Source organism: Wolbachia endosymbiont (group A) of Chalcis sispes, from assembly GCF_964026765.1.
Lineage (GTDB): Bacteria > Pseudomonadota > Alphaproteobacteria > Rickettsiales > Anaplasmataceae > Wolbachia > Wolbachia pipientis.
Window position 1 is genome coordinate 292,041 of the sequence record NZ_OZ034697.1, and the last position, 25,570, is coordinate 317,610.

Here is a 25,570-nt window from a genome sequence, read left to right on the forward strand (position 1 = left end):
GGTACATGCAATATGAATAAAGAAAGGCGTAACAATTCAGAAGATGAATCAGAAATAGAGAATAAGGTAGTAACAGTTGGCTCTAATCAAGGTCATAGGGCATTGATGGTCATTATTTTAGTGCTTCTGGCTGGTGGAGTGTATTATCTCTATTTTAGTCCTTCTCCTAAAGAGGGTTCAGAAGTTATTAAAAAAGAGGAAACAAAGCAAAACGTTCAAGAATTGAAAGGAAAGTTGGAACAAGTTCCAGATAATGTAATGGTTCCTGAAAGAATAATAACTGATCCCTTACCACCCTTACCTCCTCTTCCTACACCACTAATCATACCAGAAATAAAACAAATTAGAAAAGAAGAAGTGATGAAAAAAGAAGAAGAGAAACCAAAAGAAACTCCTGTGTCAAATATACCTATTTTGCCAAAGCAAAATTTTCCTTCTAGTAATGTTATGGGCAATTTACCTACCTCGTTTCCTACAATAGGGGGTGGCGGTTATCCTAGAGACAGACGTAGTGCACAGATGTTGACAATTTCAGGTGGTAGTGGAGAGAACAAGGCTGCTGATGCTATTTTATCCGACACTTCAGCACAATCGAGCAAAGCTACCAGAGTAGGAAAGCTTGGTTTAATGATTACTCAAGGTAAAATTATTGATGCTGTTCTTGAAACTGCAATAAACTCTGATCTGCAAGGAATGCTGCGTGCTATGGTGAGTAGAGATGTTTATGCAGAAACTGGTGATACAGTTTTAATACCTAAAGGCTCAAGATTGATAGGCAGTTATTCATTTGACTCGAATGTTGCTAAATCTCGTGTAAATATAAACTGGAATAGAGTGATTCTGCCACATGGAATAGATATTGCAATCTCATCACTTAGTACTGACGAGCTTGGTAGAGCAGGAATAGCAGGAATAGTTGATAACAAAATAGTAAGTGCGTTATTCTCTTCAGTGACACTTGCTGGTGTTTCGATTGGTTCTGCTGTTATAGGGCAAAAGGCTTCTAATCTTGTTGATACGCTAACTATCAGAGATGCAGTAAAGTCTATCACTGCAACCGAAATAGATTTTTCTTCTCTCCAACTCATTATTGACCCAGAAAAGAAGATATCTAGTGACAAATGGAAATTAGGCCTTGGGGCTATCGGAAGAATTCGGAGTGCCAAAAGCAGACAAGATTTACTAAAAATAATGAAAGAGGAAATAGCAAAAGCACTAGGAATTGAAGAAGACGAGGTAAATATAAGCCTGGAAATTGTAAATCAACTGTTAGAACAAATTCAAAGAAAAAGCAAGTCTGTTTATGATGAAGCAATCGGGAAATCAATCGAGGATTTTTCTAAAGATATGCGGGATGTAGTGGGCAGATATACAGATAAAAAACCAACTATTTATGTTGATCAAGGCACTGCATTGAAAGTATTTGTTAACCAAGATATAGTATTTCCTCCACAGGCAATATTAAATCAGTGAAATGAACTATGCTGCACTTGATACATATTTGGAGCCATTACAAGGCATATTTCAAGAAGAAGGCGTAAATGAAATATCAATAAATAAGCCAAAGGAAGTATGGATTGAAAATCGCGGTGAAATAAGGTGTGAAAAATTAGAAGTATTCGATCTTAACCATTTGAAATCTCTTGGCAGACTGATTGCTCAAGCTACAGAACAAAAACTTAGCGAAGAAGCGCCGTTACTTTCGGCAACATTACCAAATGGTTATCGTATACAGATAGTATTTCCGCCAGCATGTGAACCTGATAAAGTAGTCATGTCGATTCGTAAGCCTTCTAGCATGCAGTTAGCACTCGATGATTACGAAAAAATGGGGGCTTTTTCTGAAACTGTTACAGAAGCAACTGATAATCCAGTTGACCGTCATTTGGATTTATTGTTAAGGCAAAAAAAAATAAAAGAGTTTTTAGAATACGCTGTAATAAGTAAGAAAAATATTATAATTAGTGGTGGAACTTCCACTGGTAAGACTACTTTTACTAATGCTACTTTGCGTGCTATTCCAGCTGAGGAAAGAATTATTACTGTTGAGGATGCAAGGGAAATCGTTTTGAACGATCATCCCAATAAAGTCCATCTAATTGCCTCTAAAGGAGGGCAGGGCAGAGCAAAAGTAACCACTCAAGATTTGATAGAAGCGTGCTTACGTTTAAGGCCAGACAGAATAATAGTTGGTGAGCTCCGTGGAGCGGAAGCTTTTAGTTTTCTCAGGGCGATAAATACTGGTCACCCTGGATCAATATCAACCCTTCATGCAGATAGTCCAACAATGGCCCTTGAGCAAATAAAATTGATGGTTATGCAGGCAAATCTTGGCATTCCTCCAGACCAAATTATACCATACATTAGAAATGTGATTGATATTGTTATTCAGCTAAAAAGAACCGGTGGGGGCAAAAGAAGCATTTCTGAGATATTATTTACTAGATCTGCGAGCGAAAATGCTTAAATTTATACATAAGTTAAGGAAGAGTAGTTTATGAGTAATGGAAATCACCTACGTAATATTCTCATAGGAGGTGTAGTAGCTTTTAGCGTACTTGAGTTTTGCTTCTATCTATCTGGTATATTGTTTGTTCTGTTTGCTGATGGTCCGGATGCTGTGGATTTTAAGGCAATTAATCCTAGTTTGACGCCTTTCCCTCAAGCTCTTTGGCCAACGATTTTTGATCATATACAATATTGTTGGCATCATCCAGAGTTATATAGCCTTGAGCTCAAAATCACATTAATTATATCTTCTGCACTGCCTATCATTGTTTTAATGATTATCTTATGGAATTTAAGAGAAAGGATAATTGAGTGGCGACCATTTAAAAAGAAGGAATCACTTCATGGAGATTCGCAGTGGGCATCAGAGAAAGACATACGAAAAGCAGGATTAAGAAGCAAAAAGGGATTATTGCTTGGTAAAGATAAAAGAGGATACTTCATTTCTGATGGGTTTCAGCATGCATTGTTATTTGCACCTACAGGTTCTGGTAAGGGTGTTGGCTTTGTAATTCCTAATTTATTATTTTGGACTGACTCGGTAATTGTACACGACATAAAATTAGAAAACTATGAAATAACAAGTGGTTGGCGAGAACGACAAGGACAAAAAGTATACGTATGGAATCCAGCGCAGCCAGATGGAATAAGTCACTGTTACAATCCATTACAATGGATTAGTGAAAAACCTGGGCAGATGGTTGACGATGTGCAGAAAATAGCTAACCTAATCATGCCTGAACAAGACTTTTGGCAGAATGAAGCAAGAAGCTTATTTGTTGGAGTGGTATTATACTTACTTGCTGCACCAGAGAAAGTTAAATCTTTTGGTGAAGTTGTGCGTACGATGCGTAGTGATGACGTGGTTTATAATCTTGCTGTTGCTCTTGATACAATGGGTAAAATACTACACCCTGTAGCATATATGAATATTGCAGCTTTTTTACAAAAAGCTGATAAAGAAAGGTCAGGTGTTGTATCAACCATGAACTCATCACTTGAATTGTGGGCAAACCCATTGATTGATACTGCAACTGCGTCAAGTGATTTTAATATTCTAGATTTTAAAAAGAAGAAAATTACAGTTTATGTTGGTTTAACTCCTGACAACTTGACTAGGCTCAGGCCTTTAATGCAGGTTTTTTACCAACAGGCAACTGAGTTTTTATGTAGAAAATTGCCATCGGATGATGAGCCTTATGGTGTATTGTTTTTAATGGATGAGTTTCCTACGCTTGGAAAAATGGAGCAATTTCAAACAGGTATTGCATATTTTCGTGGTTATCGAGTTAGGTTATTCTTAATTGTTCAAGATACTGAGCAGCTCAAAGGAATATACGAAGAAGCAGGGATGAACTCCTTTTTGTCAAACTCGACTTACAGAATAACTTTTGCAGCCAATAATATTGAAACAGCTAATTTAATATCGCAACTTATAGGAAACAAAACTGTACAACAAGAATCGTTGAATAAGCCTAAATTTTTAGATTTAAATCCTGCTTCAAGGTCATTACATATCTCTGAAATACAGAGAGCATTGCTATTGCCTCAAGAAGTTATTATGTTGCCACGTGACGATCAGATAATTTTAATAGAGTCGACTTACCCAATTAAATCAAAGAAAATTTTGTACTACAGTGATACCACCTTCACAAGAAGGCTGCTCAAACAAACTCGTGTGCCTACACAAGAACCATATGACCCAAACAAAGTTCTTTCTGCCGCTGCGAGCAAAGATCAGGTTAATAACGAGGGGAATAATGTTCTTGAGGGACCTAATTCAGTTGATTATCCTGCTGAAACTAAAACCGAAGATGCAGTATATGATGAATCAGATGAATTTGCAGACGAAGATATTGATGATGAAGATATCGACGATAAGTTTGAAGATGATGACGAGGAAGATGAGGATAGGAGCGATGATGGGTTTGATGACGAAGAAGAGGAGGATGAATTTGAAGATGAGGATAAATTAAAAAATGACGAGAAGTAAGGTTAACTTTGCCTATTTTTAGCTCAGAAAAGTGCAAGTTATGCAAATAATTAGGTTTTTCATATTAAGCCATTTTTAATTAATTAGTATTAGATTAGCTATTTTAACTAGGGGAGTAGTAATGATTAGTAAAAAAACATTAGCGGTTACAGCATTTGCTTTATTGTTGTCACAACAATCTTTTGCAAGTGAAACAGAAGGGTTTTACTTTGGTAGTGGGTATTACGGTCAATATTTAAATAACACAAGCGTACTAAAAACAAGCACTACAGGTATCAAAAATTTGTCTATAAATGACAGGGGTGCTCAGAACACAGAAGGTCAGTCACTAAGTGAGTATAAAGGAGATTATAATCCACCTTTTGCTGCAAATGTGGCATTTGGTTACACAGGAGAATTGGGTAACAACAGCTATAGGGCTGAATTGGAAGGAATGTATTCTTCTGTAAAAGTGGATAATATTGGTTTAACAAGTAGCCAAATAACTGTTTCATACCTAAAGGAGACTCCTAATAAAGAAATTTATCTCTATAGTGCTGCAGTTAGTCATGACCAAATTGAGAACATATCTGTAATGGCAAATGTTTATCATCATTGGAAAAGTGACCGTTTCTCTTTTTCTCCTTACGTTGGTATTGGGATCGGTGCAACAAGAATGACGATGTTTGAAAAACCGTCAATAAGACCCGCAGGTCAATTAAAAGCTGGCTTTGACTATCGCATAAACGAAGATGTAAATATGCATATCGGATATAGAGGTTTTGGTGCTATTGGTAGCGATATTAAGCTTACAGCAAAAAGGTTAGGACAAGTGGTAGACGGCCATAATGCTGGAAAAAAGAAGCTTGATCCTAGCTCAGGTAACAAAGTAACTGAGGAAATAAATATAGGTAATCAACTATTTCACACACACGGCATAGAGGCTGGCCTTACTTTCCACTTTGCTAGTAAAGCTTAAACATGTTGCCCTTTAAAAAATGCATAAAACCGTTCCTGTCATCCTATGGCTTGACCATAGTAAATATAGATCCCAGTGGGCTTTGTTGCATAGCAACTGAAAAAATCTGGTGGCTACTGACAAAATTCATTATAAAATAGCGATTTAACTGTTGAAGAAAAAATATGCCACAAAAAATGAGGGTCAGTAACCATAGCGAATATAACAAATTTCTGGAAAAAAGAGGAAATATTTTTCATTATATCAACGAAGCCATAGAAAAGTGGTACGAGAATGGTCCAAAAATACCAGGTGGCAACAATATTTATAGCGATAAAGTTGTAATTTTGGTGCACATAATAACTTGTTTATTTAGAATAGGCCTGAGGCAAACAGTTGGGTTTATAGCAGGATACCTTGAGCAAATTGGGAAAAATTTGCAAGTTATCAGCTATTCACAATCATCAAGAAGGTTTAAGAAACTCAATATTAAGATCAATGATTGCAGAAAATAATATGGAAGATATCGAAATTGCTATAGACAGTACAGGAATTAGTATATACAACAACACTCCTGGTCATAGCAAAGAAAATAGCGAAGATAGAAAGTATCGCAGCTATGAACAGACAAGAAAATTGCATGTAATGTTGAATACAAACAGCAAAAAAGCCATAGCTGTAAAATACAGTAACGGCTGATCACTATGGAGCTTGTGATTTGCTAAAAGAAGTCGATTTTCAGTATGTCATAAAAGTACTATATGCAGATAGGGCATATGATAGAGAAAAGCTCTATAAGCTGTGTAATCAATATGGTATAAAAACGAAAATTCCTCCGAAAAACAACGCAGCAGAGCATCCAAAATTGGATTATATGCTTGATAGAAATGCCGCTATTCAGTTAATGAAATTACATGGTGAGAATGGTATAAAAAGATGGAAAGAAGAAGTAAATTACGGAAAAAGATCGTATATTGAAGGATTTTTCTCAAGGTTGAAGCGAATATTTGGGTTTAGTTTTAGGAGCAAATCTGAGATTAATCGTGAGAAGGAACTACTTGTTAAATGCTATTTGCTCAATAAGTTCACTGATATTGGTATGGCTAAATTTGAGATAGCTTCATAAATTTATTGTGCGTTACCTACTATCCGAAGAGCGATGCAACAAAGCCATCCCAGTGTCACGCACTGGGATGACGAGGTAGAGGGTACTGGGATGATGAGGTAGAGGGTACTGGTATGATATAGGATAATATGGGATGAAGGAGATAATACAAGAAAACATTAGCTATGTTCTTTTCACAACAATGCATCTCTTCATTCCCGCTAAGTCATATACATATTCCTGAAAAGCTAGTTCATACAAGGGTATTATTTTGTCAATATCATTTTGATCTTCACCTACCTCCAATATCGCAAACCCATTTTTTTTAAGGCACTTTCTCAATATTGGAAAAATACTCAAATACCAGCTCAAACCATCAATACCACCATCAAGGGCAATTCTTGGTTCCTTTTGCACTTCAGCTTGCAAGTCTTTCAATTTGCTTCTTTTAATATATGGAGGATTACTGATTATAAGATCGAATGAACCTCTGCACTCTGTCCACGAACTTGGAAATATTTTGGCTCTGCTGAGAAGATCATGTTTTTTTGTGTTCTGATAGGCAACTTTATATGCTTCCAAGCTTTTTTCAAAACCGACGCCAACAGCATATTCATACTCACTAAGTACGGATATCAATAAACAACCTGTGCCTGTACCAAAATCTGCAATTTTTAGTTTCTGTTTTTTGTTTGGGTAATATTTTAACACTGCTAGGATTATTGTTTCACTATCTGGCCTTGGATCTAAAACATGCTGGTTAACTATAAAATTTTTACTCCAGAATTCACGATTACCTATTATTTGCGATATTGGATATCTTTCCGCTCTTTTTTTTGTTAATTTCCAAAATAAAAGTTCTTTCTCCATCGGCACTTGATCAGCATGGTTCACAATTATAAATGATCTTTCCACTCCAAGTACGTGCTGCATGATGATTTCACAATCTAAATGTGGTGATTCAACTTTATGTGACGATAATAACTCCGATCCTTCTTGAATTAAAGTGCTGATTGTTTTCATTATTCTAAAAATATGTTTCTTTCAGCCAAAAATAGCAAGATGAGCTTCCAGTTTAGGGTAGCTGCACTAAATCCCAGTGTCAAGCACGCAGCTGTACGAACATTGCAATTTGCAGATCCAAGTAGCTTGACTACTTGGATCCAGCTAAGTTGGTGAGCATAAAAGTATAGCTAATGCGAGCTTTACGTCATACCGTCACGGTATCTCTAGATTCCGCTAACACGTAGCGGGACGACGAGGTCAGGGTGTCATCCTAGTACCTTCTCCTGTCATCCCAGTGCCCTGACTACTTGGATCCAGGAAAAAGAATGGTGTCATCCAAGTAGCCTTCCTCCCCTGTCATCCCAGTGCCCAGACACTGGGATCCAGAAAAGTTTGCTTGTAAGCAAGCAAACTAGCACAGAAAGTGGTTACAACATTTTCGATGAGATTATATGGAAAACTGGATTCCAGTGTCAAGCACTGGAATGACACCTTCCTGCCCAGTTCATGTTGCCATAAATATTAAGAAATTTACCAAGCAAAAAAAAGGCAAAAGAAGCCCTAGTCATTGTCTATTTTCAGTATTGGCGTTTTTTAAGTCTTAAACACTGCAATTTAGCTGCTTTTAAATGCAACTCACCTTAGTTTAAATGTTTAAGAAATTTACTAAGCAGAAAAAAAGGCAAAAGATATCCCGTATTAGCTAGTTGTCACTCTCTAATCCTGCAAATTGGCGTACTATACTGTCTTAAACGCTTTATAAGCGCGTTTCAGCTTATATAGGTAAAAACCCAGAAATGTTGTGAAGAAGTAAAGTGTGCATAGTGCAAAAAATTAAAAATAAGACGCCAATTACGTAATACTGTTGTCATTTAATCTGCACAGATTGAAGATAAATGAATACCTTCAGTACCATGATAATGGGGCTGGCGAAGGGTGTCAAGTAAGTTTTTTCGTTTCTACTGAATGACAGTTGTGGCTTGGGAGGTAGTGCAAGAAGTCTACTGATGGCTTTCAAGGCAATTGAGCTTAATTATTAGAGTAGTAATGTTTATTTTTATATTGACTATTGAGGTTTATTATTTTATAACTAAAAACTTAGTTATTTTAATGAGCTTGAGTTTATAACATATGCCTACGATAAATCAATTAATACGTAAGGGTAGATTAGGATTGACCCATAAGAAAAAGGTACCAGCTTTGGGAAAAAGCAACCCTCAAAGGAGAGGTGTTTGCACTAAGGTGTATACTACAACTCCTAGAAAGCCTAACTCAGCACTCCGTAAAGTAGCCAGAGTAAAAATTAGTGGGTATGGTGAAGTGACGGCTTATATACCTGGTGAAGGTCATAATTTACAAGAACACTCTGTTGTTTTGATACGTGGTGGGCGGGTTAAAGATTTGCCAGGTGTGCGTTATCACATAATAAGAGGTGCCCTTGATCTGCGTGGTGTGCAAAATCGAAAGAAAGCTCGTTCAAAATATGGTGTAAAGAAATCTGGTTAAAGTTTATGGCTCGTCGGAATAAAGCAAAAAAAAGAGAAATAAGTCCTGATTCGCGTTACGGCAGTGTTTTGCTGATGCGTTTCATTAATACAATCATGAAATGTGGTAAAAAATCTACTGCAGAAAAGATTATCTATGACGCTTTGTCTTTAGCTGAAAAGAAAATAGGCGAAGGTGGGTTATCAATTTTTGAGACAGCAGTAGGAAATGTTACTCCTTCTATAGAAGTGCGTTCTCGACGCATTGGTGGTGCAACTTATCAAGTACCTGTTGAAGTTCGACAAGATAGAGCGGTTTCTTTAGCGTTAAGGTGGATTGCTAAAGCAACTTCTGCTGCTCGAAAAAAGAGTGGAAAAACCACTGTTGATTGTTTGCAATCTGAAATACTGGATGCTTATAATAAACGCGGTGGTGCGTTTAAGATGTGCGAAGAAAAATATAAAATGGCTGAAGCTAATAAGGCATTTTCTCATCTTCGTTTTTAATGTTAGCTAATTAATTGTGATATGGAAATTGGAATATCTAAATACAGAAATATAGGGATAATGGCTCACATAGATGCTGGTAAGACTACCACAACAGAGCGTATTTTATTTTATACTGGTAAGCAAAATAGAATTGGTGAAGTGCACGATGGTGCAGCTTCTATGGATTGGATGGAGCAGGAAAAAGAGCGTGGTATTACAATCACATCTGCTGCAACAACATGTTTTTGGAATGATCATAGGGTCAATATAATAGACACTCCTGGTCACGTTGATTTCACTATTGAAGTTGAGAGATCTTTAAGGGTTTTGGATGGTGCAGTTGCTGTATTTGATGGAGTTGCTGGAGTTGAACCTCAATCTGAGACAGTGTGGCGTCAAGCTGATAAATATAGCGTTCCTCGTATCTGCTTTGTTAATAAGATGGATAGAATAGGGGCAAATTTTTATCGATGTGTTGATATGATAAAGACGAAGCTTGGTGCAGCACCTTTAGTTATTCATTTACCAATAGGGAGTGAGAAAGATTTCAAAGGTATAATTGACCTTATTTCTATGAAAGCCATTATATGGCAAGAAGAAACGTTGGGCGCTAAATTTTCTTATGAAGATATTCCTTCTGATTTGCTTGATAAGGCTCAAGAATATCGAAATCTTTTATTAGATGCTGCAGCTGAGATGGATGATGAAGCGATGAATACTTACTTTGAGTCTAATGATCTGCCAGTAGATTTACTGAAAAAATGCGTGAGAAATGGGACCATTAAAGGAAAATTTGTTCCTGTGTTATGTGGATCAGCTTTTAAAAATAAAGGCGTACAACCACTTTTAGATGGTGTGGTTGACTTTTTACCTTCTCCTATTGATGTTGATGTAATTGTTGGAATTGATCCTAAAGATTCAGAAAAGAAAATTGAGGTCAAACCTTCAGAAAAAGAGAAATTTGTTGCTCTTGCATTTAAAGTGATGACGGATAAATTTGTAGGCAGCTTGACGTTTATCCGTATTTATTCTGGTAAATTAAAGTCTAAATCTACCGTTTCAAATGCGTTAAAAAACGAAACTGAAGGGATTGGCAGAATGTTACTTATGCATGCAAATAACCGAGAAGATATAACTGAGGCTAGGGCTGGAGATATAGTTGCTTTAGTTGGGCTAAAGAAAACAACCACCGGAGATACTTTATGTTCTGTTGATTTTCCTATATTATTGGAGCGTATGGAATTTCCTGAGCCTGTTATTGAAATTGCTGTGGAACCTAAAACCACTTCAGATCAGGAAAAATTAGGTATTGCTCTAAATAGGTTGGTTGCAGAAGATCCTTCTTTAAGAATGTCAGTAAATGCGGAAAGTGGCCAGACTATATTGAAAGGCATGGGTGAGCTCCATCTTGAGATTATTGTTGATAGAATGAAGCGCGAATTTAACGTTGAGGCTAACGTCGGTGCTCCTCAGGTTGCATATCGTGAAACTATCACTAAATCTGTTGAAATTGATTACACTCATAAAAAACAATCTGGTGGAGCTGGTCAGTTTGCTAAGGTTAAAATAAAATTTGAACCTCTTGAGCCTGGTTCTGGGTTTCAATTTGAAAGTAAAATTGTAGGTGGTGCTATTCCAAAAGAGTATATTCCTGGGGTAGAAAATGGCTTGGAGTTGATAAAAGAAGGTGGTATAATTTCGGGATTTCCGTTGATTGATTTTAAGGCTACCCTTCTTGATGGTGCTTTTCATGAGGTTGATTCTAGTCCTTTAGCTTTTGAACTTGCTGCTAAAGGTGCTTTTAAAGAGATGGCAAATAAAGCTGGTCCAAAAATGCTGGAGCCTATAATGAAAGTTGAAATCATTACTCCTGAAGAATATATGGGTGATGTTATGGGTGATATAAATAGTAGAAGAGGAAATGTTGCTGATATGCTCGATTTAGGTAATAATAGTAAAATAATTACTGCTTCGGTACCTCTTGCAAATATGTTTGGTTATATCAACGTTTTGCGTTCTATGTCTCAGGGAAGGGCGCAGTATAGTATGCATTTTTCTTGTTATGAGCAAGTGCCACAATATGTGGTTGATGAGTTAAAGTTAGAGTATAATTAAGGGTAATAATTATGACAGCAGTAGTGGAAGCATTTGGAAAGCCGCATGTAAATGTGGGAACAATAGGACATGTGGATCATGGGAAGACGACGTTAACAGCGGCGATAACGAAGCATTATGGAAATTTTGTAGCGTACGATCAGATAGATAAAGCGCCAGAAGAAAGGAAGAGGGGGATAACGATAGCAACAGCGCATGTTGAGTATCAGACGGAAAAAAGGCATTATGCACACGTTGATTGTCCTGGACACGCTGACTATGTAAAGAACATGATAGTAGGTGCAGCACAGATGGATGCGGCGATATTGGTAGTGTCGGGGGTTGATGGGCCAATGCCACAAACGAGAGAGCATATATTGCTGGCGAAGCAGGTAGGTGTTGGATATATCGTGGTGTATATAAATAAAGCTGATGTTGCTGATGCTGATATGATAGATTTAGTAGAAATGGAAGTGAGGGAATTACTGAGTAAATACGGATTTCCAGGGGATGAAGTGCCTGTGGTGGTTGGTTCAGCGCTCAAGGCGCTGGAGGATGACAGCAGCGAATATGGAAAGAAATCAATAGACAAATTGATGGAAAAGTTAGATGAATATGTAGCGGTTCCACCAAGGCCTGTGGATTTACCATTTTTATTGCCAATCGAAGATGTATTTTCGATATCGGGGCGAGGAACAGTGGTAACAGGAAGAATAGAGAAGGGAGAGATAAAGACGGGAGAAGAGATAGAGATAATAGGTCTGAAAGCGACGCAAAAGACGATATGCACAGGTGTTGAGATGTTTAAGAAGTTGCTGGATAAGGGAAGTGCAGGACTCAATGTAGGAATATTGTTAAGAGGAACAAAAAGAGAAGAAGTGGAGAGAGGGCAAGTATTAGCGAAACCGGGGACGATAACACCGCATAGAAAGTTTAAGGCGGAGGTTTATATATTAAAGAAAGAGGAAGGAGGAAGGCATACACCATTTTTTGCGAATTACCAGCCACAGTTTTATTTAAGGACAACGGATGTAACTGGGAGCATAAAATTGCTAGATGGGAAGGAGATGGTAATGCCAGGAGATAATGTGAGTGTAGAAGTAGAATTGCAAGTACCGATAGCAATGGATAAGGGATTGCGTTTTGCGATAAGAGAAGGCGGTAGAACTGTTGGTTCTGGTGTTGTTTCTGAAATTTTGGAGTGAGAGTTTGAGTTATAGGAGTGTAGCTCAATTGGTAGAGCGCTGGTCTCCAAAACCAGAGGTTGTAGGTTCAATTCCTATCGCTCCTGCATTAATGTTGTGGTGGAAATGTTAAAAAGTTTGTGTGGTTTTTTCTGTGATATAAAGCAAGAAATACGAAGAATTGCTTGGGTAAAGAAACAGGAGGTGTTGTCATCTCTATTTGTTGTAATGATTGTTATATTATGCTTTTCGATTTTCTTCTGTTTTGTGGATTTTATGTCTCTTTACGTAATTAAGGCTTTATTTGGAATTATTTATGGAATGTGAATATAAATGGTATATCATTAAAGTTGATTATGGATATGAGCAAAACATACGCGAATTGGTAAGTAATGCTGTTTATTTTAAGGAAGTGTTTATTCCTTATCAAACGGTATGTAATTCAAAGTCTGATATAAAAGAATTATGTGAAGTGTATGCATATATGCATCTGTGTGATGAAAGCAAAAATATTTTGAATCAAACGCCTGGATTCTGCAGTGGCGAATCTGGTGATTTTGAGATGATTTCAGATGATGAGATAAGTTTAAAGTGTAAAGAATTTAATAGATATAAATGGTATATCTTGAGAGTTGCTTCCAATTGTGAAGAGAAAGTGCGCCAACATATATTGGAAAATTCTATGAGATTGGGTGTTAATGATTACTTTAAGGAAGTTTTTATTCCATATGAAGAGCTAAGTGAAGTAGAGTTGAAATCTAAGAAAATTGCTACACGAAGGAAATGCTTTCCTGGTTATGTCTTTTTATACGTGAATTTATGCGATGAAGTATTGAATTTTATCAATAATATACCAAAATCTCTTAAGGTTTATGGATTTTTGAAAAACGGTAATATTCCAAAGGTGATTTTGGATGATGAGATTCACTCAATGTGTAATGCACTTTATAATGCTCAAGAGACAAAGAAGTTAGGTTATGGTTATGAAAAAGGTGAAAAAGTGAAAATTAATGATGGTCTTTTTCAAAATTTTACTGGTAAGGTAAATATGGTAAACGATGAGAAAAAAATTATTAATGTGGAAGTATCGATTTTAGGTAAGCCGACAATAATAGAGCTTGATCTGGCTCAAGTAGAGAAAATAGAGGATTAATTATGAGTGTTATAGTTGCTAAGATTAACTTACTTATGGAAGCTGGGAAAGCAGTTCCAGGACCGAAAATTGCTTCAGTACTTGGTCCACGTGGTATACCTGTTCCTAAGTTTTGTGAAGCTTTTAATAAAGTTACTAGTGCTGCTAACGCTAATTATAAAGTAGGCGATTTAGTAACAGTGCGAATTTCCATAAAGGATGATCGCTCTCATGATTTTACTGTCAGCGGTCCGCCTGTGGCTTATTTACTTAAGCAGGAGGCTAAATTAAGTAAAAGTTCTGGTAATCCTGGTAAAGAATTAGTGGCTAAATTACCTATGTCTGCTATAATTAAAGTAGCAAAGTGCAAGATGGTTGATATGAAAGTGGATAATGAAGATTCAGCAGTGAAAATGGTTGTAGGCACTGCAAAATCTATGGGTATAGAAGTTGTGGAAGGTTAGGTAAATGAATACATATAATGATAATCCTAAGCAGTGTTTGAGGAAGATTGTTGAGTCTGCTTCAGCAAAATTTAATGAATCAGTTGATATTGCGGTCAATTTAGGCGTAGATTCACGTAAATCTGAAGAGCAGGTGCGTGGTACAGTAGTTTTGCCTAAAGGTATCGGGAAGAATATTAAAGTAGCTGTTTTCGCTCAAGATAAACATTTATTAGAAGCTGAAAAAGCTGGTGCTGATATTGCAGGAGGAGAGGATTTAGTTGAAGAAATAAAAAAAGGTAGAAAGTTAGATGTTGATTGGTGCATTACTACTCCTGATTTTATGGCAAAAATCACTCCTATTGCAAAAGTATTGGGTGCTAAAGGGCTGATGCCTAACCCTAAATTTGGTACTGTGACTTCTAACATTGCAGAAGCTATTAAAACCATTAAGTCTGGTCAGGTAAAATTTAGAACAGATAAAAATGGTGTTATTCATGGTAAATTAGGAAATATTAAATTTGATATTGATGACTTGCTAGAAAATTTAAAAGCCTTTCTTAAAGTAATTAAAGATAATAAACCTATTTCTGCGAAAGGAATTTACTTTAAGGGTGTTTTTTTAAATTCAACTATGGGTAAAGCTTATAAGATAGGCAAAGTGGAAGATATAATTTAAGGGAGTGATACCGTGAAGCGTAAAGATAAGGATGAATTTATACAGAGCACAATAAACGTATTTGTAAATAATGATTTCTTGATATTAGTAAATTTTAAATCTATAAATGCTAATGATTCATTAACTCTGAGGAATAGTCTGAAGTCTATAGCAGGTGGGGTATTAGTAGTTAAAAACACTCTAGCGCGCTTGGCTTTGGAAAGGACTGGTAAATTCTCTTATTTATCAGGCAAATTTTCCGGTCCTGTTGCTATTATATACTCTAGTGGCATAGTAGAAGCTGCAAAATTAATAGTTGATTTTACTAATGCTAACAAAGAAAAAATGTCTGTGATTTGCGCAGCTCATTTAAATGAATTGTTAACAGTGGAAGATGTTAATAAACTGGCTAAGTTGCCTTCTCTGGATGAATTGCGTGTTAAAATTATGCGTTTAATATCTTATGATATTCCTGCTCGGTTAGCGTTGTCTATTAATTCATCTTCTATGAGGCTTATGAGAGTTTTGGATTATTATAGTTCTAAAAAATAAATTTGTTGTTAAGTAAGGTGGTAATTATGAGTAATGTAACAAGTGATTTGGTTGATAAAATATTATCTTTAAACCTATTAGAGGCTTCTGAACTTGTAAAAGTTTTAGAAGAGAAAATAGGGTTGCCTGCTGGTTCTTTTCTTGGTGGAGCTGTTGGTGCTGGGGCGCCTATTGGTGATAATGCTGCTGCTCCTGCTGCTCAAGAAAAAGCTGAGTATAAAGTTGTGATTAAAGAAATTGATGCGAGTAAAAAAATAGGAGTTATTAAAGCTGTGAGAGAGGTTAATTCTACATTGGGTTTAAAAGAAGCAAAAGAGTTGGTTGAATCTTTACCTAAAGATTTGACTGCTAATGTTCCTAAAGACGAAGCAGAAAAAATCAAGCAAAAACTTATTGAAGCAGGAGCAACTAAAGTGGAGCTTGAATAATATTTAATGTATTAATTTTATATTGATATAGCTCTTTTAATTAGTTTGGGGTATTTTAATGGTTGATTCTTCTTATATGTACGCTTCTGGTGCTTTTGTTCCTAGAGTTTCTTATTCTAGGTCGATTGATTTAAAAGATTCTTTATTGGATTTGGTTAAGGTTCAAAAAGAATCATATGATTCTTTTACTCCTAAGAATAAGGGTAATGAAAGACTTGAAGTTATCTTTCATACAATCTTTCCAATAAATGATCCTTTGCGTAGGGCTACTATTGAGTTTATAAGTTGTAGGGTAGATGATCCTAAGTATGATGAATCTGAGTGTATAAAGCGTGGTGTAACTTTTTCTGCTCAGGTTATTGCTTCTATACGTCTTGTTGTTATGCAGGATGGTATTTCTCTTGATGAATATAAATCGATTAAAGAGAGTGGAGATCATTCTAAACTTGCAACCGTTGTAAAATCTATAGAAGAGCAGAAAGTCCACTTTTGTGGGTTGCCTATGATGACTGATAAGGGCACTTTCATCATTAATGGTGTGGAAAAAGTTATCGTCTCACAAATGCATAGGTCTCCTGGTGTATTTTTTGATAGCGATAAGGGAAAAACTTACAATTCTGGTAAATTGATCTATTCTGCTAGAATTATTCCTTATAGGGGTTCTTGGCTTGATATTGAATTTGATGTTAAAGACCATTTGTATTTTCGTGTTGATAGAAAAAGAAAATTGCCAATTTCAGTTTTATTAAAGGCGTTGGGTCTATCAAATAATGATATACTCGATAGATTTTATGAGAAAATAAAGTATGTAAAACATAAAGATGGTTGGAAAGTGCCTTTTGTTCCTGATAAATTTAAAGGAGTGAGGCTGCCTTTCGACTTAATGGATATTGAAGGTAATGTGCTGCTTAAAGCTAACGTTCGTATTACCTCAAGACTAGCTAAAAAGCTATATGATAATGAATTGAAAGAGTATCTGGTTCCTTTTAATTCTATATGTGGTTTATTCCTCGCAGAAGATTTAATGGATAGTGCTAGCTCTACGAAAATTTTATCTGCTGGTGAATCTATAAAGCTGGAAGACATAAAGAAGCTTGAGTTATTATCTGTAGATGAAATATCAGTGTTGAACATAGATAATTTGTTTGTTGGACCTTATATATTAAATACGCTTTTCTTAGATGAAAACATGTCTTATCAGGATGCACTATATGAAATATATAGAGTTTTGCGTCCTGGTGAAGTTCCTGTTTTAGAGATAGTAGAAGAGTTTTTCCGTAATCTTTTCTTCAGTCCGGAATATTATGATTTGTCTAACATTGGTAGGTTGAAGCTTAACTCTTACCTTGGATTAAATTATGATGAGGATTTAACTGTTTTAACGCATGAAGATATTATTGAAATTGTGAAAAAAATAGTATTGTTACGTGACGGTCAAGGATCTGTAGATGATATTGATCATTTAGGAAACAGAAGAGTAAGATCAGTTGGAGAGTTTATAGAAAATCAATTTAGAACTGGGCTGTTGAAATTGGAACGCGCAATAGTTGATTCTATGTCCACTTCTAGTTTAGATAAAGTTTCTCCATCTGATTTTATTAATCCAAAAGTGTTAACTAATGTCTTAAGAGATTTCTTCAATTCTTCTCAATTATCTCAATTTATGGATCAGACTAATCCGTTATCTGAAATAACACATAAAAGAAGGTTATCCGCGTTAGGTCCTGGCGGTTTAACAAGAGAACGGGCAGGATTTGAGGTGCGTGATGTTCATCCAACTCATTATGGAAGAATTTGCCCTATTGAGACTCCTGAAGGGCAAAATATAGGGTTAATCAACAGCTTAGCTATATACGCGCGTATTAATAAATATGGTTTCATTGAAAGCCCTTATAGAAAAGTAGTCAATAGGGTTGTTACTGATCAAATTGAGTATCTTTCTGCTATAGACGAAGGCTCACATCATATAGCTGACACTAGCGTAAAGCTTGATGAAAATAATTGCTTTGTTGATGACATGCTATACTGTAGATATGCTGGTAGCTTCGTCATGGTAAGTAGCGACCAAGTTAGTTACATTGACGTATCTCCTAAGCAGGTAATATCAGTTGCAGCTTCCTTGATTCCATTTTTAGAAAATGATGATGCTAATAGAGCATTAATGGGCTCAAATATGCAACGTCAGGCCGTACCTTTATTGAAGCCTACCGCTCCTCTGGTTGCTACTGGTATGGAGTCTTTTGTAGCTTCTGGCTCTGGTGCTGTAGTTTTAGCAAAACGCGATGGCATAGTTGATAGTTCTGATAGTAACTCTATAGTTATACGTGCTTTTGATAAAGAAAGGGTTAACTACTTGGACGTAGATATTTATCATCTAAGGAAATTTCAGCGTTCTAACCATAATACTTGTATTAATCAAAGACCGCTAGTGTGCGTAGGTGATTATGTTAAAAAGGGTGATGTAATAGCTGATGGTCCCGCAATTAACAGTGGTGAGTTGGCGCTTGGTAAAAATTTGCTAGTCGCTTTTATGTCTTGGCAAGGTTATAATTTTGAAGACTCTATTATTATTTCTAGTGAAGTTGTTAAAAAAGATCTCTTTACTTCTATTCATATAGAAGAATTTGACTGTGTTGTACATGATACCCCTTTAGGATCAGAAAAAATAACTCGTGCTATACCTGGTGTTAATGAAGAAAATCTATATCACTTGGATGATAGTGGTATAGTGAAAATTGGTACAAGAGTTGGTCCAGGCTATATTCTGGTAGGTAAAGTTACACCTAAACCTTCTCTTTCATTGCCTCCTGAAACGAAGTTATTAATGACAATTTTTGGTGAAAAGTCATTCGATTGTGCGGATTCCTCTTTATATACATCTCCAGATGTTGAAGGGACAGTAATTGATGTACAAGTCTTTACACGCAGGGGGGTTGAAGAAAATGAAAGGGCATTACTCATCAAACAAAAAGAGATAAATGACTTTGAGGAAGAGCGAGATTATATAATCAATGTTACTAGTGAATATTTCTATGATGAACTGAAGAAACTTCTTATTAATTCTGGTTCTCAAGATCGAGAAAAATTTGACTCTATTGAACGTGAGCAATGGTGGGGTATAGGATTAAAAAACCAATCCATTTCTGAGCAAGTTAAGAGCTTAAAAAAAGATTTTGATGAAAAAGTATCACATGCAATAGCACAGTTTAAGCGAAAAGTAGAAAAATTACATGAAGGTTATGACCTGCCTCAAGGTGTGTCGATGTCAGTAAAAGTTTTCATTGCTGTGAAACATAGTCTGCAACCAGGGGATAAAATGGCTGGTAGACATGGAAATAAAGGTGTGATTTCTCGAGTTGTGCCAGTGGAAGATATGCCTTATTTGGAAGATGGTACTCCTGTTGATATTATTCTTAACCCTCTTGGTGTTCCTTCACGAATGAATGTAGGGCAAATACTGGAAACGCATGTAGGTTGGGCTTGTAGAAAATTAGGGGAAAAGGTAAGTAATATTCTCGATGAGATCAATAAGATCAAAAGTGCTTTTTGCAAGGGAATTAGGTCCCTTAACGATGATAATTTTACACAATTTGCAGTAGCATACCTTGATAATAAAAAAATTGAAAATATTGATGATGATGAAATAACGGCTTCTGTTTTAAATACACCTAATAAGAATGCACTAAATGACGAGTTGAATGAGTTAGTAGAGAACTATTTGAACTCTTGTAAAAGTTCATACAGCAATTTACGTAACTTCCTGATTGAGGTTTATAGCTATGGCAGTAACGTATCTATCTGTAATGATATTCGTAATATTAGTGATAATAATCTCATTGAATTTGCACGCAAATTACGTGATGGCGTTCCTGTTGCTGCACCTGTATTTGAGGGTCCAAAAGATGAACAAATAGCAAAATTATTTGAACTTGCTGGTTTAGATAACTCTGGACAAGCTGTATTATATGACGGTTGCAGTGGTGAAAAATTCGACCGCAAGGTTACAGTTGGTTACATGTACATGCTTAAGTTGCACCACTTGGTTGATGGTAAAATTCATGCGCGTTCAGTAGGGCCTTATAGTTTGGTTACTCAACAACCTCTTGGAGGAAAATCTCATTTTGGTGGTCAGCGTTTTGGTGAAATGGAATGTTGGGCATTACAAGCCTATGGTGCTGCTTATACTTTGCAGGAAATGTTAACTGTGAAGTCTGATGATATTAATGGTAGAGTTAAGATTTATGAATCGATAATAAAAGGTGACAGTAATTTTGAATGTGGAATTCCTGAATCCTTTAATGTGATGATAAAAGAACTACGTTCTTTATGTTTAAATGTAGATTTAAAGCAAAATGATGTAGTGATTGAAGATATATCTCACACTAACATTGCACAACCTTTTAATGAGGTTAGCATATCGATTGCTAGCCCTGAAAGTATTAAGCGTATATCTTGTGGTGAGATAGAAGATGTTTCAACTGCAAATTATCGTACGTTCAAAGTTGAGAAAGGTGGATTATTTTGCCCTAAGGTTTTTGGCCCTGTCAATGACGATGAATGTTTATGTGGAAAATACAAAAAAAGAAGACACAGAGGTCGCATATGCGAAAAATGCGGAGTAGAAGTTACATCTTCTAAAGTAAGAAGAGAAAGGATGGGTCATATAGAGCTTGCATCTCCTGTTGCTCATATATGGTTTTTGAAATCGCTTCCTTCAAGAATTGGAGCATTATTGGATATGTCTCTCAGAGATATTGAGAATATTTTATATAGCGATAATTATATCGTAATAGATCCTCTTGTTTCGCCTTTTGAAAAAAGTGAGATTATTAGTGAAAAAGCTTATAATGAAGCTAAAGATAGCTATGGGATCGATAGTTTTGTAGCTATGCAAGGTGTTGAAGCTATAAGAGAGTTGCTAACGCGCCTTGATTTACATGAAATTAGGAAGGATTTAAGACTAGAATTAGAATCTGTTGCTTCTGAGATAAGAAGAAAGAAAATTATAAAGAGATTGCGTATTGTTGAAAACTTCATTAAATCTGGAAATAGGCCTGAGTGGATGATACTTACAACTATACCTATTTTACCACCTGATTTGCGTCCTTTGGTATCGCTTGAGAGTGGTCGTCCTGCAGTTTCTGATCTGAATCATCATTATAGGACTATTATTAATAGAAATAACAGGTTGAGGAAATTGTTGAGCTTAAATCCTCCTGAGATTATGATTCGTAATGAAAAAAGGATGTTACAAGAAGCAGTTGATTCTCTTTTTGATAATAGTCGTCGTAATACTTTGGTAAATAAAGCTGGTGCTGTTGGATATAAAAAGTCCATTAGTGATATGTTAAAAGGAAAACAGGGTCGTTTTCGCCAGAACCTCTTAGGAAAAAGGGTAGACTACTCTGGACGTTCTGTAATAGTTGTTGGTCCAACTTTGAAACTAAATCAGTGTGGATTACCAAAAAGAATGGCTCTTGAACTATTCAAACCTTTTGTTTACTCAAAGCTTAAGATGTATGGTATGGCTCCAACTATTAAGTTTGCTAGTAAGTTGATAAGAGCAGAAAAACCAGAAGTTTGGGATATGCTTGAAGAGGTAATAAAAGAGCATCCTGTTTTGTTGAATAGAGCGCCTACGCTACATAGACTTGGTATTCAGGCTTTTGAGCCAATCCTTATTGAAGGCAAAGCAATACAGCTTCATCCGCTTGTCTGTACGGCGTTTAATGCTGATTTTGATGGTGATCAAATGGCAGTGCATGTGCCAATTTCATTGGAAGCTCAGCTTGAAGCTAGGGTGTTGATGATGTCCACTAATAACGTTTTAAGTCCTTCTAATGGCAGACCGATTATAGTTCCTAGTAAAGATATAGTACTTGGTATATATTATCTGACTTTACAAGAACCTAAGGAAGATAATTTACCATCTTTTGGTGCTTTTTGTGAAGTTGAGCATTCCTTGAGTGATGGTACTTTACATATTCATTCTAGTATAAAGTATAGGATGGAGTATATTAATAGCAGCGGTGAAACTCACTATAAAACTGTTTGTACAACTCCTGGCCGTTTAATATTATGGCAAATTTTTCCTAAGCATGAGAATCTAGGCTTCGATCTAATAAATCAGATATTAACAGTCAAGGAAATAACTGGTATAGTTGATTTGGTATATCGTAACTGTGGTCAAAGTGCTACAGTGGCATTTTCTGATAAATTAATGGTACTTGGCTTTGAGTATGCCACATTTTCTGGTGTCTCTTTTGGTCGTTGTGATATGGTTATACCTGAAACTAAAGCTACACATGTTGATCACGCGAGGGGTGAAATTAAGAAATTCTCTACGCAATATCAAGATGGGCTAATAACTAGAAGTGAGAGGTATAACAAGGTTATAGATGAATGGTCTAAGTGTACGGATATGATAGCTAATGATATGTTAAAAGCAATATCTATATATGATGGAAATAGTAAGTACAACTCAGTGTATATGATGGTTAACTCTGGTGCAAGGGGTTCTACTTCACAGATGAAACAGCTAGCAGGAATGCGAGGGCTCATGACCAAACCTTCTGGTGAGATTATAGAAACACCTATAATTTCTAATTTCCGTGAAGGATTGAACGTATTTGAATACTTTAATTCTACTCACGGTGCGCGTAAAGGTTTAGCTGACACTGCACTTAAAACTGCAAACTCTGGATACTTAACTCGTCGTTTAGTTGATGTATCTCAAAATTGCATAGTTACAAAGCATGACTGTAAAACAAAAAATGGTCTTGTTGTGAGAGCTACAGTTGAAGGAAGTACTATAGTTGCATCTCTAGAGAGTGTTGTGCTGGGTAGAACAGCTGCAAATGATATATATAACCCAGTGACAAAAGAATTATTAGTAAAAGCAGGGGAATTAATTGATGAGGATAAAGTAAAGCAAATCAGCATTGCAGGTCTTGATGTTGTAAAAATTAGATCGCCTTTAACTTGTGAAATAAGTCCTGGTGTATGTTCTTTATGTTATGGAAGAGACCTTGCAACTGGTAAAATTGTTTCAATAGGTGAAGCAGTTGGTGTTATAGCTGCTCAATCTGTTGGAGAGCCAGGTACTCAGTTAACGATGCGTACTTTTCATATAGGTGGAGTAATGACTAGAGGCGTTGAATCCTCGAATATTATAGCTTCTATTAATGCTAAAATAAAGTTAAACAATAGTAATATAATTATAGATAGAAACGGAAATAAAATTGTGATAAGCCGTTCCTGTGAAGTCGTGTTGATTGATAGCCTTGGTAGTGAGAAGTTGAAGCACAGTGTACCTTACGGCGCTAAGCTTTATGTAGATGAGAGTGGGTCAGTAAAAATTGGCGATAAAGTTGCGGAATGGGATCCTTATACATTGCCTATTATCACGGAGAAGACTGGTACAGTGTCTTATCAGGACTTAAAAGATGGAATTTCGATCACTGAAGTGATGGATGAATCTACAGGAATATCAAGCAAAGTAGTAAAAGACTGGAAATTGCATTCTGGTGGAGATAATTTACGTCCTCGTATTGTGCTGCTTGACGATAATGGTAAAGTAATGACACTCGCAAGTGGCGTTGAAGCATGTTATTTTATACCAATCGGTGCAGTGCTCAATGTACAAGATGGCCAGAAGGTTCATGCAGGTGATGTTATTACAAGAACACCAAGAGAGTCAGTTAAAACTCGTGATATTACTGGTGGTTTACCGAGGGTTATAGAGTTATTTGAAGCACGTCGTCCTAAAGAGCATGCTATTGTTAGTGAGATAGATGGCTATGTAGCGTTTTCTGAAAAAGACCGTAGAGGAAAACGCAGTATATTAATTAAACCTGTAGATGAACAAATTTCTCCAGTTGAATATTTGGTATCAAGAAGTAAGCATGTAATAGTCAATGAAGGTGATTTTGTACGTAAAGGTGATCTATTGATGGATGGTGACCCTGATCTCCATGATATTTTACGTGTGCTTGGGTTAGAAGCTTTAGCGCACTATATGATTTCTGAAATACAGCAAGTTTATAGATTGCAGGGTGTTCGTATAGACAATAAGCATTTAGAGGTGATCTTAAAACAAATGCTACAAAAAGTGGAAATTACTGATCCTGGTGATACTATGTACTTGGTTGGCGAAAGCATTGACAAGCTGGAAGTTGATAGGGAAAATGATGCTATGAGTAACTCTGGCAAACGGCCTACTCATTATCTTCCTATTCTGCAGGGGATTACTAGGGCAAGTCTTGAAACTAGCTCCTTTATTTCTGCTGCCTCTTTCCAAGAGACAACAAAAGTACTTACAGAAGCAGCATTCTGCGGGAAGAGTGATCCTTTAAGTGGATTAAAAGAAAATGTTATAGTAGGAAGATTAATTCCTGCTGGTACAGGTTTGATTATGAATAAGATCAGAGCACTTTCACTTTGTGATAATGTGGATAAATATGAAAAATATTTTGATATTGAAACTTATGACGAGGAATGGTTGATGGATAATGGTTGTCATTTACACTCTGGTGAGGAAGAGAGCGTAGTGGCATACGATCAGTCGAATTGAGTACAGCTAGTGTGTCTCTTGACCAAAAAAGCCAATAATATTTTCTTTCACTTCTGTGCTATCTGTCATGTTATTTACTCTCACACGAAATTCAGATGAGCCTTGAAGCCCGCTACTGTACCAACCTATGTGTTTGCGGGCCATCTTTATTCCTGTGTCATTTCCATAGTACTCAAGAATATTGTCGTAATGCTCGAGTATGATGCTTAATCTCTCTGAAGCTGTTGGCTCAGAAGTTTCACTTCCACTGAGAAAGTTCATTGCTTGATTAATCAGCCAAGGTTTACCGTAGGCACCACGACCTATCATCACTCCGTCTGCTCCAGATTCTTTGAGAGCATTCTGAATATCATTTAAATTTTTAATATCGCCATTTACTATAACTGGAATTTTCACTTGCTCTTTAACATTTCTAACGAATTTCCAATCTGCTTGACCATTATAAAGCTGCGCTCTTGTTCTTCCATGCACAGTGATCATTTTTGCTCCTAAGTCTTCGGCAATTTTCGCAAGTCTCGGGGCATTGCGATTTTCATCGTTCCATCCAGTGCGCATTTTCACCGTAACTGGCATATTCACTGCTTTGACCACAGCTTCAATTATCTCAGCGGCTTTTTTCTCATCACGCATTAGCGCTGATCCTGCATAACCGTTTACAACTTTCTTAACAGGGCAACCAAAATTTATATCTATAATTTTAGCTCCCATATCCTCATTCAATTTTGCAGCTTCTGCCATAACATTCGGTTCGCATCCAGCAAGCTGAACAGCAGTTAATGCATCGACTTTTGCTTTTTGCAAACTCTGGCGAGTTTGCATAATCATAGCTCTGCTTGCAATCATCTCTGAAACTAACAAACTTGCACCAAGTTTCTTCACAATACTTCTAAACGGATAATCAGTCACTCCAGACATTGGAGCTAAAATAACTGGAGAATCAATTGTCAAATTTCCTATTTGGAGGGGCATAAGGTCAATGGTAATTT

20 protein-coding genes and 1 tRNA gene are annotated in these 25,570 nt (G+C 36.3%); 19 read left to right on the forward strand and 2 right to left on the reverse strand.

Going from position 1 to position 25,570, the window contains the following annotated elements; all coding sequences use genetic code 11:
• Positions 1 to 12: 12 nt before the first annotated feature.
• The 7 genes from AAGD72_RS01530 (at position 13) to AAGD72_RS01560 (ending at position 6,564) form a co-directional block, all read left to right on the forward strand.
• Positions 13 to 1,473: a TrbI/VirB10 family protein gene (locus AAGD72_RS01530; RefSeq protein WP_174515709.1), complete on the forward strand. Its 1,461-nt coding sequence runs from the start codon at positions 13 to 15 to the stop codon at positions 1,471 to 1,473.
• 1 nt (position 1,474) lies between these two features.
• Positions 1,475 to 2,467 carry a P-type DNA transfer ATPase VirB11 gene (virB11, locus tag AAGD72_RS01535; protein WP_065094644.1) on the forward strand — a complete coding sequence of 331 codons (993 nt, stop codon included), beginning with the start codon at positions 1,475 to 1,477 and terminating at the stop codon, positions 2,465 to 2,467.
• A gap of 30 nt (positions 2,468 to 2,497) precedes the next feature.
• The gene (locus tag AAGD72_RS01540) at positions 2,498 to 4,501 is read left to right on the forward strand and encodes a type IV secretory system conjugative DNA transfer family protein (protein WP_341814941.1); all 2,004 of its coding nucleotides are present in this window, start codon (positions 2,498 to 2,500) and stop codon (positions 4,499 to 4,501) included.
• A 121-nt stretch (positions 4,502 to 4,622) separates the two neighbouring features.
• Entirely contained in the window at positions 4,623 to 5,459 is an 837-nt protein-coding gene (locus tag AAGD72_RS01545) for a P44/Msp2 family outer membrane protein (protein ID WP_264719128.1), read from the forward strand.
• Between the two features lie 164 nt (positions 5,460 to 5,623).
• Positions 5,624 to 5,953, forward strand: a complete 330-nt coding sequence (locus AAGD72_RS01550) for a transposase (RefSeq protein WP_007548762.1) — start codon at positions 5,624 to 5,626, stop codon at positions 5,951 to 5,953.
• Positions 5,937 to 6,137, forward strand: a complete 201-nt coding sequence (locus tag AAGD72_RS01555) for a hypothetical protein (protein WP_010082383.1) — start codon at positions 5,937 to 5,939, stop codon at positions 6,135 to 6,137. The genes AAGD72_RS01550 and AAGD72_RS01555 overlap by 17 nt, the downstream gene beginning before the upstream one ends.
• Before the next feature lie 19 nt (positions 6,138 to 6,156).
• Positions 6,157 to 6,564, forward strand: coding sequence for a transposase (locus AAGD72_RS01560; protein WP_341814942.1), 408 nt, complete (start codon positions 6,157 to 6,159; stop codon positions 6,562 to 6,564).
• 162 nt (positions 6,565 to 6,726) lie between these two features.
• On the opposite strand, the gene prmC is transcribed toward AAGD72_RS01560, so the two are convergent.
• Positions 6,727 to 7,566: a peptide chain release factor N(5)-glutamine methyltransferase gene (prmC, locus tag AAGD72_RS01565; protein ID WP_341814943.1), complete on the reverse strand. Its 840-nt coding sequence runs from the start codon at positions 7,564 to 7,566 to the stop codon at positions 6,727 to 6,729.
• A gap of 1,113 nt (positions 7,567 to 8,679) precedes the next feature.
• Between prmC and rpsL the strand changes: the two genes are divergently transcribed.
• The 12 genes from rpsL to AAGD72_RS01625 all read left to right on the forward strand — a co-directional run bounded on the left by rpsL (position 8,680) and on the right by AAGD72_RS01625 (position 24,584).
• Positions 8,680 to 9,054 (forward strand): 30S ribosomal protein S12, encoded by a 375-nt coding sequence (gene rpsL, locus AAGD72_RS01570; RefSeq protein ID WP_007549314.1) that lies wholly within the window; start codon positions 8,680 to 8,682, stop codon positions 9,052 to 9,054.
• Positions 9,055 to 9,059: 5 nt separating this feature from the next.
• On the forward strand, positions 9,060 to 9,539 hold the full coding sequence (gene rpsG / locus AAGD72_RS01575; RefSeq protein ID WP_007549313.1) for a 30S ribosomal protein S7: 480 nt from the start codon (positions 9,060 to 9,062) through the stop codon (positions 9,537 to 9,539).
• Positions 9,540 to 9,560: 21 nt separating this feature from the next.
• Positions 9,561 to 11,636 (forward strand): elongation factor G, encoded by a 2,076-nt coding sequence (gene fusA, locus AAGD72_RS01580; protein ID WP_010962308.1) that lies wholly within the window; start codon positions 9,561 to 9,563, stop codon positions 11,634 to 11,636.
• 11 nt (positions 11,637 to 11,647) lie between these two features.
• Positions 11,648 to 12,820: an elongation factor Tu gene (gene tuf / locus AAGD72_RS01585; RefSeq protein ID WP_010962309.1), complete on the forward strand. Its 1,173-nt coding sequence runs from the start codon at positions 11,648 to 11,650 to the stop codon at positions 12,818 to 12,820.
• A gap of 13 nt (positions 12,821 to 12,833) precedes the next feature.
• Positions 12,834 to 12,906 (forward strand) — tRNA-Trp (locus AAGD72_RS01590).
• 10 nt (positions 12,907 to 12,916) lie between these two features.
• Positions 12,917 to 13,126 (forward strand): preprotein translocase subunit SecE, encoded by a 210-nt coding sequence (gene secE / locus AAGD72_RS01595; RefSeq protein ID WP_006279543.1) that lies wholly within the window; start codon positions 12,917 to 12,919, stop codon positions 13,124 to 13,126.
• Complete coding sequence (nusG, locus tag AAGD72_RS01600) at positions 13,116 to 13,952, forward strand: transcription termination/antitermination protein NusG (protein ID WP_341814944.1); 837 nt, start codon at positions 13,116 to 13,118, stop codon at positions 13,950 to 13,952. Before secE ends, nusG begins: the two co-directional genes overlap by 11 nt.
• A 2-nt stretch (positions 13,953 to 13,954) precedes the next feature.
• Complete coding sequence (locus AAGD72_RS01605; RefSeq protein ID WP_006279541.1) at positions 13,955 to 14,395, forward strand: 50S ribosomal protein L11; 441 nt, start codon at positions 13,955 to 13,957, stop codon at positions 14,393 to 14,395.
• Between the two features lie 4 nt (positions 14,396 to 14,399).
• Positions 14,400 to 15,053 carry a 50S ribosomal protein L1 gene (gene rplA / locus AAGD72_RS01610; protein WP_077188473.1) on the forward strand — a complete coding sequence of 218 codons (654 nt, stop codon included), beginning with the start codon at positions 14,400 to 14,402 and terminating at the stop codon, positions 15,051 to 15,053.
• A gap of 12 nt (positions 15,054 to 15,065) precedes the next feature.
• Positions 15,066 to 15,584: a 50S ribosomal protein L10 gene (gene rplJ, locus AAGD72_RS01615; protein ID WP_006279539.1), complete on the forward strand. Its 519-nt coding sequence runs from the start codon at positions 15,066 to 15,068 to the stop codon at positions 15,582 to 15,584.
• A 26-nt stretch (positions 15,585 to 15,610) separates the two neighbouring features.
• Positions 15,611 to 16,012, forward strand: coding sequence for a 50S ribosomal protein L7/L12 (rplL, locus tag AAGD72_RS01620; RefSeq protein WP_007551887.1), 402 nt, complete (start codon positions 15,611 to 15,613; stop codon positions 16,010 to 16,012).
• A gap of 58 nt (positions 16,013 to 16,070) precedes the next feature.
• Positions 16,071 to 24,584 (forward strand): DNA-directed RNA polymerase subunit beta/beta', encoded by an 8,514-nt coding sequence (locus AAGD72_RS01625; protein ID WP_341814945.1) that lies wholly within the window; start codon positions 16,071 to 16,073, stop codon positions 24,582 to 24,584.
• A gap of 6 nt (positions 24,585 to 24,590) precedes the next feature.
• Here the strand turns inward: AAGD72_RS01625 and dusB are convergent, their stop codons facing one another.
• Positions 24,591 to 25,553 carry a tRNA dihydrouridine synthase DusB gene (dusB, locus tag AAGD72_RS01630; RefSeq protein WP_264339239.1) on the reverse strand — a complete coding sequence of 321 codons (963 nt, stop codon included), beginning with the start codon at positions 25,551 to 25,553 and terminating at the stop codon, positions 24,591 to 24,593.
• Positions 25,554 to 25,570: the final 17 nt, after the last annotated feature.